General features: G+C 69.0%; 13 protein-coding genes and 2 pseudogenes. 10 read left to right on the top strand and 5 right to left on the bottom strand.

Annotated elements, in window-relative coordinates; translation table 11 throughout:
- The 4 genes from DIZ27_RS36880 to DIZ27_RS36860 all read left to right on the top strand — a co-directional run.
- Positions 1-214, top strand: a 214-nt coding sequence (locus tag DIZ27_RS36880) for a transposase (protein ID WP_181383869.1), incomplete at its 5' end; no start/stop codon positions are given.
- 311 nt (positions 215-525) lie between these two features.
- Complete coding sequence (locus tag DIZ27_RS36875) at positions 526-1,005, top strand: GNAT family N-acetyltransferase (RefSeq protein WP_258308714.1); 480 nt, start codon at positions 526-528, stop codon at positions 1,003-1,005.
- Positions 1,006-1,294: 289 nt separating this feature from the next.
- Positions 1,295-1,780, top strand: coding sequence for a hypothetical protein (locus DIZ27_RS36865; protein ID WP_146229059.1), 486 nt, complete (start codon positions 1,295-1,297; stop codon positions 1,778-1,780).
- Positions 1,781-1,973: 193 nt separating this feature from the next.
- On the top strand, positions 1,974-2,354 hold the full coding sequence (locus tag DIZ27_RS36860; RefSeq protein ID WP_109382744.1) for a serine/threonine protein kinase: 381 nt from the start codon (positions 1,974-1,976) through the stop codon (positions 2,352-2,354).
- Between the two features lie 761 nt (positions 2,355-3,115).
- On the opposite strand, the gene DIZ27_RS36855 is transcribed toward DIZ27_RS36860, so the two are convergent.
- Positions 3,116-3,556, bottom strand: a complete 441-nt coding sequence (locus tag DIZ27_RS36855; RefSeq protein WP_109382743.1) for a hypothetical protein — start codon at positions 3,554-3,556, stop codon at positions 3,116-3,118.
- A gap of 782 nt (positions 3,557-4,338) precedes the next feature.
- Here DIZ27_RS36855 and DIZ27_RS36845 point away from each other — a divergent pair.
- A complete protein-coding gene (locus DIZ27_RS36845) occupies positions 4,339-4,719 on the top strand; it encodes a transposase (protein ID WP_109382742.1) in 381 nt (126 codons plus the stop codon).
- A 20-nt stretch (positions 4,720-4,739) separates the two neighbouring features.
- Complete coding sequence (locus DIZ27_RS36840) at positions 4,740-5,744, top strand: IS3 family transposase (protein WP_109382741.1); 1,005 nt, start codon at positions 4,740-4,742, stop codon at positions 5,742-5,744.
- Between the two features lie 2 nt (positions 5,745-5,746).
- On the opposite strand, the gene DIZ27_RS46170 is transcribed toward DIZ27_RS36840, so the two are convergent.
- The gene (locus DIZ27_RS46170; protein WP_181383868.1) at positions 5,747-6,427 is read right to left on the bottom strand and encodes a hypothetical protein; all 681 of its coding nucleotides are present in this window, start codon (positions 6,425-6,427) and stop codon (positions 5,747-5,749) included.
- 330 nt (positions 6,428-6,757) lie between these two features.
- On the opposite strand from DIZ27_RS46170, the gene DIZ27_RS36830 reads away from it, so the two are divergent.
- From DIZ27_RS36830 to DIZ27_RS36820, 3 genes are all read left to right on the top strand, one after another.
- A complete protein-coding gene (locus DIZ27_RS36830) occupies positions 6,758-7,882 on the top strand; it encodes a site-specific integrase (protein ID WP_109382740.1) in 1,125 nt (374 codons plus the stop codon).
- Entirely contained in the window at positions 7,879-8,214 is a 336-nt protein-coding gene (locus tag DIZ27_RS36825; protein ID WP_109382739.1) for a helix-turn-helix transcriptional regulator, read from the top strand. Before DIZ27_RS36830 ends, DIZ27_RS36825 begins: the two co-directional genes overlap by 4 nt.
- Positions 8,215-8,772: 558 nt before the next feature.
- Positions 8,773-9,540, top strand: a complete 768-nt coding sequence (locus DIZ27_RS36820; RefSeq protein ID WP_109382738.1) for a hypothetical protein — start codon at positions 8,773-8,775, stop codon at positions 9,538-9,540.
- Here DIZ27_RS36820 and DIZ27_RS36815 read toward each other — a convergent pair.
- Together DIZ27_RS36815 and DIZ27_RS36810 are read right to left on the bottom strand one after the other, a co-directional pair.
- A pseudogene (locus DIZ27_RS36815) lies at positions 9,534-9,668 on the bottom strand (IS5/IS1182 family transposase); the annotation flags it as partial. The gene DIZ27_RS36820 and the pseudogene DIZ27_RS36815 sit on opposite strands and share 7 nt — an antisense overlap.
- Positions 9,669-9,858: 190 nt before the next feature.
- Entirely contained in the window at positions 9,859-10,767 is a 909-nt protein-coding gene (locus DIZ27_RS36810; RefSeq protein ID WP_109382737.1) for a LysR family transcriptional regulator, read from the bottom strand.
- Positions 10,768-10,909: 142 nt separating this feature from the next.
- Between DIZ27_RS36810 and DIZ27_RS36805 the strand changes: the two genes are divergently transcribed.
- Positions 10,910-11,374: an ester cyclase gene (locus DIZ27_RS36805; RefSeq protein ID WP_109382736.1), complete on the top strand. Its 465-nt coding sequence runs from the start codon at positions 10,910-10,912 to the stop codon at positions 11,372-11,374.
- 97 nt (positions 11,375-11,471) lie between these two features.
- Here DIZ27_RS36805 and DIZ27_RS36800 read toward each other — a convergent pair.
- Positions 11,472-12,475 (bottom strand): annotated as a pseudogene (locus DIZ27_RS36800) (IS5 family transposase).
- Positions 12,476-12,640: the final 165 nt, after the last annotated feature.

Genomic DNA, 12,640 nt, shown 5'->3' with positions numbered 1-12,640 from the left:
GATCGAGCTGCACCTGATGCCCGGATACAGCCCCGAGCTCAACCCCGACGAGCTGCTGAACGCCGATCTGAAACACCACGTCCACGCGGCCCGCGCCACCTCCGTCGACGACCTCGCCCGCGAGACCCGGCGCTTCCTGCACCGCAGGCAGCGCCAACCCCGCATCGTCTGCGGCTACTTCAGAGCCCGCCACGTCCGCTACACGATCGAGTAGGAAACCCACCAGTTTCGGCTCAATATCAGATGTCTCGTCGGTCGTGACCGGCCGGGAGGAGGCTGAGGTGTGATCAGACCGGTTGGAGGGCCTGCCGGCTGGATGACCTGCTCGTGGACGTGGGGCACGTCTTCCACCCCATCCGCCCGCATAACGAGATGGTGCGCGATGGAGGGCGCGGCGGGACTGGGCAGGTCGGGTTCAGTTGCCCAGCTGGCTGTTCAGGGCAGGCGGACTGAGATACTCCGGCCATGGATGCCGGGGTGAGGGGGAGCGGTGAGCGATCGGACGTGGCGGCGCCTGCAGGGAGCATGTCGGCGCACGCCGCGGGCTGGGTGCTGCGTTCTGCGGTGGCAGCGGACGTCGAGGTGATCGCGGAGTTGCGGGCCATGGTCATGCGTGCGGATTTGGAACGCCTCGGGCGCTATGACGAGCACCGGGTACGGCAGCGGCTGCGGGACTCCTTCTCCCCGCAGCACACGTCGATCATCGTGATCGACCGTGAACTCGCAGGTTGCGTCACGGTCCGGCCCGCCGGAGGCAGGCAGTGGCTGGAGCACTTCTACCTTGCTCCGCACCAACAGGGCCAAGGACTCGGATCCGCTGTGCTGCGCACGGTGCTGGAGCGGACCGACGCGCAGGGCCTGACCGTGGGCTTGAACGTCTTGCAGGGCAGCGCTGCCCGTCGGCTCTACGAGCGCCACGGATTTGTCGTGGAAGCCCACGATCCGATCGACGTCTTCATGGTGCGCCCGCCGGGGGCGATGGCCGGCGCCGCGGCGAAAGCCTGACCTGAAGTTCCCCGGCTCCGTCGACAAACGGGGCGCCGAACTCCTCTACCGCGTCGGCGACCTCAAGAAGTGGGCACGCAACCGGCCCCGCGGCGCGGTCGGCACCACCGACCTGGACTGACCCGCCCCGGCCCGCCGATGTTTGCGAACCGGGCCTGTTCGGTCCGGCCGACATGATCCCCAGGGCACGAACAGAAAGCCGACGGTCCCGGAGGTCTGTGACGTTGCCCTGGCGCGCTGGACGCCAGTGCGAGGCGGCCCGCTGTGGCGGGTGTGCATACTGCGGGGCATGACGTTCCCCTCCGCCACCCGTATCCACGTGCTGTCCATGGCCTGGAGGGTGTGCCTGGTGGGCGCGGGAGCCTGCCTCGGCTTTGTCCTGGGCGGCTGGTGGGGAGCCGGTGTGGGGGCGGGCATCGCCGGCCTGGGGGCGGAAAGCGCGCTGATCTTGTACCGCCGGCGTGCGGCGGTTTCCCTGCGTGCCGCCGGAAGCAGGGGAGAGGCAGAGGGGGCGGCCGACGCGGTCCTCGTGGGTATCTCCTTGTACAAGGCCGCGGTCTTCCCGCTCACCCCGAACGGAGTGAGCAAGGAGGAACAGCAGGCCCGCCGTACCGTCGCCTACCGGCTTGCCGCCCACGAGAGCCTGCCCCGCGCAGTGCGAATATCAGCGGCCGCAGCGCTGGAGGCCATCGATGAAAGTCCGGACGCCGCACACGTCCGGCCCGCGGTAGAGGCGCTGACGCTCACGGTCTACGACTGCCGCGCCGGTCGCTGACCGCGAGCGGGGACATGAGGCCTTCTGAGGCTGCCGGCGACAGGCGGTCGTGGCCGGCTGGCATTCTGGGTGTCTCCGAGGCGGGCCGTGAGACGATCCTGCGCGCAAAGGCACCCTCGAAAGAGCTTGACATGAAGAACACCGGCATCGGCCGGGGCGTGGCCCCCGGGCAGTACCGACCGGGGCCCGCGGCGTGAGCCGGCGAGCGGACGGCGAACTGAAATGGGCCCGGGAGGTGGTCCGTCAGCTGGCGGTGCCCCCGCAGGCAACCCTGGACGATGTGATCGCTCTCGTGGCCCGGCGCATCGGCCGACCAGTGACTGTCGTGCCGATCGAGGCCCCTATCGCCAACGGAGCGCTGGAAGAGGGCCCCGGCGGCGCTCTCTGGATCCGCGTGCCCATCGGCGTACCCCCCGGCTCCTACCACCGGCACCTGGTCTGCCGGGGCCTGGCCCGCGCTCTGTACCGGGAAGCCGGCGCCCGTCACGGACAGATCGACTACACCCACGCCATCGAACGCGAGATGGAACACGCGGCCACCGCGTTGTCAACGCGCCTGTGCCACACCGACTGAACAGCTGAAGAAGGGCACACAGTGGGCTTCTCATAGCGGACGGCGTAGCAGCTGTCGGCAGGGCGGCGCCCTGTTTCACCGCCGACCTCGCTGGCGCGGTCCAATCAGCTCGGGCTGTGCTGAGCGCAGGAGGCGAAAGGCGATCCCCGAGCGGGACGCTCGGTACGGCCGGCCGCGCGCACCGCATCCTCGTGCGGCGCACCCGGGGCACCGGCCACGGTGCTCTACCGACGGCACCAGCCTCACCAGGCCCTCGCCGGTGACCCGGGCGGTGCACAGGGCGAGACGTTACTGTAATCACCTGGGCCGCGGTCACGCTGATGACCCGCCGCCTGACTCGCACAACCACCCCCGTCCGAATCCCGCAGCACGCCTGACGCATCCGTGGGGCCGGCCACCACGGCCCCACCGGTGGTGGATGCAGTCCGCGGCTTCTCTTCCTGCTTCGACGACAGTCCCAGGTCAGGACGGGTACAGAGGCGGCCCCGGGTGCTCGGGGGGGGCATGACATCCCGGAGCCGCTCTTCACCGGCCGGCGCAACCGGGTGAGAGGCACGGTCGTGACCTGCGCGGGGAGACAGGCTCAAGACCGCTACGCTGCACCAGTGTCACTGCCCAACGAGCACATCCCGGGCAACGACACGGCCGCGTCAGCACACGCACGAGGCCCCTCTTTGACCTTGAGCTGTGAAAACAGTCACTGAGTAGGGGGCCGACCATGCGATCGTCCCCCTGCTGAGCATCACGACCCGCCACACGCTTCAGCCGTCGTTGCTCAGCCCGCTGGCGCGGGCGATGCCGTCCAGCTCATTGTCGACGGCCTGCCGCTCGGTGGCCCAGTGATGGTGATGCTCGCGGATCTCCTGCAGCCTCACCGGGGCGTCGGCAGTGGAGGCTTCCACGATGGCGAAGCCCGGACTGCCGTCGGGGCCGGGCATCTCCACGAGCCGGTGGTCCATGCGGCCGGTCAGGAGAATCGCCAGGACCGTCGCGTACTCGCGCTGCACCTCAGGCGTGAACGCCGAAAGGTCCCCGACGGGGCCGGCTTGATGCCCCTCGGCTATCAGATGCGCCGTCTCGTGTACGGCCTGGGCCAGGACGTCGTACTGCTCGGGGGCCATGCGTGCCTTGAGCGTCTCCATGTAGAGGGAGACGCTGTCGATCCTGCAGTGCCCCGGGTCGAAGTCGTTCGCGTCGTTCATTTCGACAGCCTGACCCGGTATATGGCGGGCGTCCAGGCCCGTATGGGCACCGCCTGATACGCGCCGCCCACTCCAGACCGAGGCCGGCCAGCCCCCGGCGAGGGACGCGGCACGGCGCGGTGGGACACCCGGCCTGTGCGGCGATGGCGGATAACGCCGACCGGCGCGGGGCCGGGTGTCCGTCGGCGGTGGTGAGCAGCTGCCAGCCGTGCGGGTCGACGTCGGTGTCCGTGCGGGCGGTGACGTTCGCCGTGGCCGTCAGTTCGGCTCCGGTGAGCTGCCGGCGGGTCAGTCCGGTGGCGTCCGTCAGGGTTCCTGTCGCCACGGGGATGGTGATCTGTCCGGCGGCGAAGGAGTCGATGGCGACGTGGGCGGTGCAGGGGCCGGCGCGTACGACACGGGCCCGGACCCGCTGGTAGTTGATTTCCTTCATACCGCCCCCTGACCACCCTGTCTGTTCACCCTCCACCGGGCAGCGGTGGGCGTCGATCCTGTCCCGTCCCGTTTCGCGTTCCTCCCCGGAAATCCCGCTGACCAGGGGGTAGGTAATTCATGGTGAGTGTCGTTGACGGCATGCGTCCCAGGATTTGTTCTCACTGGCTGGCGTTGCGGGGTAGTCGTCCCGTTCTTTGTTGTCGGCGGGGAGCGAACGCGGCTGCGCCGGCCAGCGCGGTGGCTGGTCGATGTGGAGGGCGGTCAACCCCTCTCTGTCAGCCTTGAGTGAGACACCCGGCTCTGCCGGGTTAGCCTGAGAGGGCACCGACAGGAGAACCACCTCCCTCATGACCAGCAAGAACCCCGCGTCCGATCCCGCTCCCCGGCCGAAGCGCCGCTCCTTCAGTCCGGAGTACAAGCTGCGGATCGTCGCCGAGTACGACGCGGCCCCGAAGAACGAGAAGGGTGCGATCCTGCGCCGCGAGCGTCTCTACCACTCGCACGTCAAGGAATGGCAGGCCGCGCGGGACGCCGGCGCCCTGGAGAAGCTGGTCGACCGCCGGACCAGTCCCGCGAGGCCGAAGAAGTCGGCCGCCGAGGCGGAGAACGAGAGACTGCGGCGCCAGGTGGAGCGGCTCGAGAAGGAGCTGGCCCAGAACAAGGCCGCTCTGGAGGTCATGGGAAAAGCTTCTGCGCTCTTGGAAATGATCTCCAGGGGCGCGGACTGAAGTCTGCCGCCGCCCCGGTCGTGGACGACGCCTTCCACGGCGTCGAGACCGAGCTCGGTGTCGTTGCCGCGTGCCGGCTGACCGGCCGTTCCCGTGCCACCCACTACCGTCGGCTACGGCCACCGGCCCGGCCCGGGCCCCGCGCGGTCGGCGTCCAACCGTCCGCCCTGAGCGCCGAAGAGCGCCTGACGGTGCTGGAGTTGATGAACAGCGCCGAGTACGCGGAACTGCCACCCGCGCAGATCTGGGCCCGTGAGCTGGACGCCGGGCGCTACCACTGTTCGGTCTCCACGATGTACCGGATCCTTCGGGAACAGGGCCAGAGCGGTGAGCGCCGCCGCCAGGCGACCCACCCGGCACGGGTGGTGCCGGAACTGGTCGCCACCGGCCCGTCTCAGGTCTTCTCCTGGGACATCACCAAGGTGGCCGGGCCCGCCAAGGGCGTCTGGTACCACGCCTACGTCATCATCGACATCTTCAGCCGGTACATCGTCGGCCACACCGTCGAGCGCGCCGAGTCCGCCCTACGGGCCGAGGAACTGATCCGCGAGACCATCGCCCGCAACGGCATCGTGCCCGGGACTGTGCACGCCGACCGCGGCACGTCCATGACTTCCAAGAAGGTGTCCCAGCTGCTGATCGACCTGGGCGTCACCCGGTCGCACTCGCGGCCGAAGGTCTCCAACGACAACCCCTACAGCGAGGCCCAGTTCAAGACCACGAAATACATGGCGGACTTCCCGGAAAGGTTCGATTCGCTGGCCCATGCCCGTGAGTGGTTCGACGCGTTCATCGCGTACTACAACCACGAGCACCGCCACTCCGGCATCGCCTGGCACACCCCGGCCAGCGTCCATTTCGGCACCGCCGAAGAGGTCCGCGACCAGCGGGCCGCCACCCTCGCCCAGGCCTACACACACCACCCCGAACGCTTCGGACGCCGCCCCCGGCCACCCGAGATACCCCGGACGGCCTGGATCAACGATCCCGCCAAGCGCCGCGAATCAGCACCACAAACCTCATAGCATCACAACTGTCTCACTGGACTTGAAATCTTCCGGGTGGAGCGCCAGGGCGTTTTGGTGCGGTCGCAGTACTCGGCGTAGTCCAGGTCCGGCTCGGCCAGCCGGCGGCGCCGTTCGGCGCGCGGGTCGTCGGCGACCTTGGCCGCCTGCAGCTCCTCCACACACCGGGCACGAGCCAGCTCGTCGACGTCGAAGGCGATGCGCCGCAGGATCGCCGCGACCCTGGGCAGCCGGATCGGCACGGCGCAGGTGTCGGGGAAGTCGCCCTCGGGGCGGAGGTTGGCGGCCGGCGGGTACGGCTTGCTGTCCAGGTGGTCGATCCACTCCGCGCACTGCCGGACCCACGCGGCCTCGTCCTGCAGGCGCTCGGCGATGCTCGCACGGCCGGACAGCTCCTCGTCGTCGCTGCCATCCGGGTCCTCCGGGGCGGGCCAGCCCGCGGCACGCAGCAGCCCGAGCGCGGCGTCTAGGGCGTCGAGGTCGGCGTCCTTGGTGAGCTGGTGTACCCGGGTCGGCGACAGTCCCGCCGCCTCGGCGACCTTTCGGACGGAGACCTTCTCGTGCCGGGCGGCAGCCAGGGCCCAGTCCCGCTCTCGCTCGGCCTGCTCCAGCCGCCACGCGGCCCGCCGCACCCGCGCCAACACACGCCGCTCGCGGCGGAACTTCCTCAACCACTCCGTCACCCGCGACAGCCTGCCACCCTGCCCCGCACCACCCATCAGCGTTCAGGAAACTGAACACCGTAGCGGTAATTACTGCTCGGATACTCCAAGCGCCGCCAATTGCATCGAATGCGAACTGGCGACGGTATGCGTATCGCGTCCGACGCGATGTGCGGCTATGCGGCTGACCAGCGGCGTCGGACGTCTGGGTGGACTGCGACCGTAGCGCTCGGCGAGGGGCAGTGGCGAGCCCTTGTCACTCGTGGGGGTGGATGGTCTGCAGTTCCAGCTCCGACTCGCATCCGATGCGGTTTCCTCGCATCAGATGCGAGTGACGGAGAGTGGTGGCCGGTGCGGTTCAGAGGGACAGCGCCGGGGGCGGCGACGCTGCACCTGGCGGACGGGGTCGCACTGCTGCGGCCGGAAGAGCAGGTGTTCACCGCGATGCTGGGCGGCTTCGCCAACCAGCAGCTCGCGCGGAACCTGGCCCGCTCAACGGTCGAGGGCCGGGAGAACACGGTGAAGGCGTTCGCCGCCTACGTGAACGCCTTCCCCTGGCAGTGGACACCGGCGATGGTCGACGAATGGCTTGGCGACCTGCGCTCACTGCGGTACCTGAAGCGATCGACGATCCGCTCGTACTCCGAGGCCGTCCGCGCCTTCTGCCACTTCGCCACCGATCCCCTCTACGAGTGGGGCACCACCTGCGAAGAGCGGTTCGGTTCCCACCCGGTCCAGGTCGTGCACGAGTGGAACACCGCCGTTCACGTCCAGGACAACGAGGCCGACGCCAAGAAGCGGGCCTTCACCAAGGCCGAGCTGCACGCCTTCTTCGCCCACTGCGACGACGAAGTCGCCCGCATCCGGGCCTTCGGCCGCAAGGGCTGGCTGCCGGCCTTCCGTGACGCGACCCTGTTCAAGACCGCGTACGCCTACGGGCTGCGGCGCAACGAGACGCGGATGCTGGACGCCGCCGACTTCGGCCGCAATCCGCACGGAGCCGAGTACGGCGAGTTCGGCCTGTGCCGCGTCCGCTTCGGCAAGGCCAAGAAGGGCTCGCCTCCCAAGCGCCGCTCCGTGCTGACCGTGTGGGACTGGACTCCCGACATCCTGGACGAGTGGTTCACCGAGGTCCGGCCGCTGTTCGGTGCTGAGGGCAACCCCGCGGCATGGCCCTCGGAGCGCGGGCTGCGCATCGGCTGCCAGCGGCTCAACTCCCGCTTCATCGCCTACCGCCAGACCCTGGGCATGGACGAAGGGCTGGACTTCCACTCCTTCCGCAGGTCCTACGTCACGCATCTGATCGAGGACGGCTGGGACCCGCGGTTCGTCCAGGAGCAGGTCGGCCACGACCACGCAAGCACAACCTCGATCTACACCTGCGTCAGCTCGGACTTCCGCACCCGCACCCTGCGGCGACACCTCGACGGCACCGTCGCCGCCGCTCTGGAGAGCCAGAGCGGGAGGCAGTCGTGAAACGCAAGGTCGGCTACACATGGAAGCTGCGTGAGGTGATGGCCGCGCATGGCATCTTCACCACCACCGAATTGGTGCCGATGCTGCGCGACCGGGGCATCGAACTGTCCGCCTCTCAGATCCACCGCCTGGTCTCCGGTACCCCTGAACGGCTCTCCCTCCAAGTACTGGCCGCGTTCTGCGACATCTTCGCCTGCACACCCGCCGACCTGGTCGCGACGACTGCCGAGAACGCCGGAGTCCGCAAGACCGCGACCGGGGACGTTCCGGCCCCGCCGTCGGCGGTCGCGAAACTGCGACCCCGGCCGGCCCGGATTCTGCCTGACGCGTGAGCCCGACCTACACCCCGGAAAAGTGCGGGCGCCGGCACAAGAGGACCTGCGCCCGTTGCCGACGGCACGGCTGGTTCGCCGCCCGCTGGCCCGATGGCCATGTCTGCCGCACCTGCCACGACAAGGCCCTCCTTGTCCGCGGCACCTGTCCCGGTTGCGGCGACGAGCGCGCGCTGCCCGGCCTGCGGTTCGGCGACGGCAGACGGATCTGCTCCGACTGCGCGGGCTTCATGATGTCCTACCGATGCTCTCGCTGTGGGACGGAGGACAAGCTCCATCGCGCACGGCTCTGCACGCGATGCACCATCGCCGACCGGCTCGACGAACTGCTGGACGACGGAACCGGCCGCATCCGCCCGGAACTCCTCCCCCTGGCCGACTCGCTCCTGGCCATGGACAGCCCACTGTCCGGCCTTTCCTGGCTGAACAAGAACAAAGGGAAGCCCGGCTCCACCGCTGACCTCCTCCGGCGGCGGCCGAGGCGACATCGAGCTGACCCACGAAGCCTTCCATCATCTCCAGCCTTGGCGGGCCGCCGCCCACCTGCGGGAGCTCCTCATGACCTGCGGCATCCTGCCCGTCATCGACAAACAAGTCTGCTCGTTCGAACGATGGTTCATCGAGCACCTCGCCGACATCCCCGACCCTGGCCACGCGCAGATCATCCGCAGGTACGCCACCTGGGAGGTGCTGCCACGGCTACGGACCCGCGCCGAGAAGAAGCCGGTCACACCAGCCGCCCGCAGACATGTCGCGGACCAGGTCAAGCAGGCCACCGCGTTCCTCGGCTGGCTCGCCGACCGGGACCACACCCTCGCCACCTGCGGTCAAACCGGCATCGACGCCTGGCACGCCGAGCACAACCAGCACGCCCGCAACACCATCCGCGGCTTTCTGCTGTGGTGTTCGGCCAGCAAGCTCACCCGGCCCTTCCGACTTCCTCCAGTCCAGATCAGCCGGGCCGCACCGATGCCACAGGCCGAGCGTCTGGAGCTGATCGGCCGCCTTCTCACCGACCCGAGCCTGCCTCTGCGAGCCCGGGTTGCAGGGAGCATCGTCCTGCTCTATGCCCAGCCGCTCAGCCGCGTCGTCCGCCTCACGCTGGACGACATCACCCGCGCCGAACAGCAGACCCTTCTCCGGCTCGGCGAGCCGCCATCCCCTGTTCCCGAACCGCTCGCGGAACTCCTGTTCCGCTGGATCGGTAGCCGGGACAACATGAACACCGCGACCAACCACGCCTGCCAGTGGCTGTTCCCCGGCCGCCGAGCCGGGCAACCGCTCCACCCCGACGTCCTAGGGCGCGTATCGGGTCGTGATCAATGAGTGGTCTGTGTGAGGTCCTTGATCCAGATCATTGCGGCGCGCAGGTGAAGGCCGGCGAGGTAGCTGCCAGGGGTCTTGTCGTACCGGGTGGCGATGCCGCGCCCGGCCTTGAGCTTGTTGATCAGGCGGGGCCGTCGGCGATCCGGTGACCGCGCCGACGAACGTCGCGAGATACCCGGCCGCTACCTCTCCGGCGCGGCGGCATCCGACGGTCTCGACGGGGCGTCAGCCGTTTCCGCGCCGGACCCGCTGTAACGGGGCCGAATGCCGGACGCGTCGGCCGGAACCCACCATGGGAATTTCTCGCCTTCCACCCCGTCAGCGCCTCTGCTGATCCTCAAAGGGTTCCCGCAGGGCCCGGACAATGATTTCGTGCGTTTCCACCCCGTCATTCCTGGTGACCGCAAGAATGCTCCGTCCGAGCCAGTTCGGGTCGTCCACGCGCACCAGGGCGATGTTTTGTGGGACGACCGGAGCGAGGATTCCCGGGATGACGCAGATGCCGAGACCGGCGGCGACGAGTCCGAAACGGCTGTGCCAGGCCCGCGTGCGGAAGGCGATGAGCGGCTCGGTCAGTGTGGGCCAGGCGCCGAACTGTGGTTCGTCACCGGCGCCCTTGCCCACGATCCACGACGCGTGGGCGAGTTCACGCACCGGGACGGCGCCTTCCATCGCGGCGAGTGGGTGCCCGCGCGGCACGCCCACCGTCAGCTCGCTGCCCGGCAGCGGGGTGATCCGCAGCCCCTCCATGGCCGGCTGCGGCAGGCCGGGCCCGGAGGCCACGACCGCGACGTCCAGCCGCTTGGTGATGACCTGGTGCACGAGCTGGGGCGAGGACGCCTCGGTGAGCGCGAACGTCAGCCTGGGCTGCTGCTCCAACGCTCTGGCCAGTGCGAAGGGGAGCAGAGCGGCGTTCGCGGCGGGGAAGGCCCCCACCCGAACCCGCACCTGAGGTCCGGAGGTCAGCTCGTCGAGTCGTTCGTCCAGCCGGTCAAGGCCGGCGAGGGTTTCGGTGGCGAACCGGGCGACGATCTCCCCCGCAGGCGTCGTCTTGACGCCGCGTGCACCGCGTACGAAGAGAGGCTGCCCCGCGGCTTTCTCCGCGGCCGAGACCTGGCGGGAGACGGCGGGCTGGGAGTAGCCGAGCGTGCGCGCCGCGCCGCTCAGGGAGCCGTGCGCGGCCACCGCGCGCACGACGCGGAGAGCGTTGATGCTGAGTTCGGGCATGGCCGCATCGTAGCCGCCCGAGCCATGCAAGGACGTTATGGGAGCGGACCGCTAATTGCATACGGCGCAGGGCCGAAAAAGGGTTTTCAGGGCCTACTGTTGAAAGCGGCGACAATGCCGATACCCCTGAAAGGCTTTTCTCATGAGCGAGTTCATATCCCCTGATGACACCCGGTACGACGAGCGGGCCCGCGCCCTGGTGCGGATCGGCCGCGAGGCGATCGCCGTGGCTGACGACGAGAAGCTGGACGCCTATTTCGCGGATGACTTCGTTTTCCACGGCCCCGACGGCGACATGACGTACGCGCAGCTCCGTTCCTTCTTCGCGGCCATGCGTGCCGCGTTCGAGGGATTTGCCTGCGAGCGGCGCACCATTGTCAGTGAGGGTGAGTACATCGGTTCGCGTACCTGTATGTCGGGGCGTTTCACCGCGCCCTTCGAGGCGTCCCCGATCGGCACGATCGCGCCGAACGGGCAGCCGATGCGACTCGAACTGATCAACGTCTTCCGCTACCACGAGAACGGCCGGTTGGCCGAGGAGTGGGTCCAGTACGACAACGTCGGCTTCCTGCGTCAGCTCGGCGTCGACCTCACCGAGGGGCGCTGACCGACACTCCGGCGGCCGTCCCGCCGCCCGGATACCTTCACGGGGTGTCTCCGCAGAAAGATCGGGGAGGCACCCTGGGGTGCGTATCAAGTCGTGATCATTGGCCGGTCCGGATGAGGTCTTTGATCCAGATCATCGAGGCGCGCAGGTGGAGGCCGGCGAGGTAGCTCTCCGGGGTCTTGTCGTATCGGGTGGCGATGCCCCGCCAGGCCTTGAGCTTGTTGATCAGGCGCTCGACGGTGTTCCTCTCCTTGTACAGGTCGGCGTCGTGGCTGACGGGACGGCCGCCCCTGGAGCCCTTCTTCTTCCGGTGGGCGGCCTGGTCCTTCTTCTCCGGGATGACTGTCTTGATGTGGCGCTTGCGCAGGTGGGCGCGGTTGCGGCGGGACGAGTAGGCCTTGTCCCCGGCGACGGCGTCCGGCCGGGTGCGGGGGCGGCCGACGGGCCCGCGGACCCGTATCTTCCCCAGCACGGGGATGAACTGCGGGCTGTCCGCGGCCTGGCCCGCGGTCAGCACGAACGCCAGCGGGCGGCACTTGCGGTCGGCGGCCAGGTGGACCTTGCTGGTCTGCCCGCCCCTGGAGCGTCCCAGGAGGGCGGCCTTCAGCCGGAGTTTCCGTCGACGTCGGACGCGTCGTCGTTCTTCCTGCCCGGGATCGTCTCCGGTTCCCTGCCCGTTTTGTTCTTCGGAGCTGCCCCCTTTGACCTGGCCTTCTCCTCCTCGGCGGCAGCCTTCTCCAGGGCGGTGAGCACGTCCTCGCTCAGGTGCATCCCGGCAGCGTCGTGGTGTGCCCGCGCGGTGGTGGAGTCGATGCTGGCCAGGGACAGGTCCACCTCGCCCCGCTGCGCGGCTTCCGCGATCACACCCTCCAGCAGGGCCTCGAACACGCCGGCGTCACGCCACTGCCGGAAGCGGTTGGAGACGGTCGACCAGGCACCGAACTCCTGCGGCATCTCACGCCACTGCCCGCCGGTCTTGAACCGCCAGATCACGCCCTCGAACTGCTGCCGCAGCCGCTCGGGGTACGGGCCGTACTCGCCGATCGGCAGGTACGGCCCGATGAACTCCCACTCGTTGTCTGTCAGTTGCACTCGCGTCACGCAAGACGATCTACCGGATCAGGCCTCGGAGCGAGGGCAAACCCAAAGATTGATCACGACTCGATACGCGCCCTAGCGGCCCTCCTCAACGACATCGGCATCCCCACCACCGCCGGTCGCACCGCCGCGATCCGGCAGCACGTGCTGGAGATGCCCGCCCCGGTC

Origin of the sequence: Streptomyces sp. NWU339, from assembly GCF_003143855.1 — a bacterium.
Lineage (GTDB): Bacteria > Actinomycetota > Actinomycetes > Streptomycetales > Streptomycetaceae > Streptomyces.
The sequence above is the reverse complement of the archived record's forward strand: the minus strand, read 5'-3'. Positions and strand labels throughout refer to the sequence as shown.

What these genes read in the sequence shown, in the direction of transcription:
- DIZ27_RS36875 (WP_258308714.1), top strand. Translation starts at nt 526, where the DNA reads ATGTCGGCGCACGCCGCGGGCTGGGTGCTGCGTTCTGCGGTGGCAGCG.
- DIZ27_RS36865 (WP_146229059.1), top strand. Translation starts at nt 1,295, where the DNA reads ATGACGTTCCCCTCCGCCACCCGTATCCACGTGCTGTCCATGGCCTGG.
- DIZ27_RS36855 (WP_109382743.1), bottom strand. Translation starts at nt 3,556, where the DNA reads ATGAACGACGCGAACGACTTCGACCCGGGGCACTGCAGGATCGACAGC.
- DIZ27_RS36845 (WP_109382742.1), top strand. Translation starts at nt 4,339, where the DNA reads ATGACCAGCAAGAACCCCGCGTCCGATCCCGCTCCCCGGCCGAAGCGC.
- DIZ27_RS36820 (WP_109382738.1), top strand. Translation starts at nt 8,773, where the DNA reads ATGACCTGCGGCATCCTGCCCGTCATCGACAAACAAGTCTGCTCGTTC.
- DIZ27_RS36810 (WP_109382737.1), bottom strand. Translation starts at nt 10,767, where the DNA reads ATGCCCGAACTCAGCATCAACGCTCTCCGCGTCGTGCGCGCGGTGGCC.
- DIZ27_RS36805 (WP_109382736.1), top strand. Translation starts at nt 10,910, where the DNA reads ATGAGCGAGTTCATATCCCCTGATGACACCCGGTACGACGAGCGGGCC.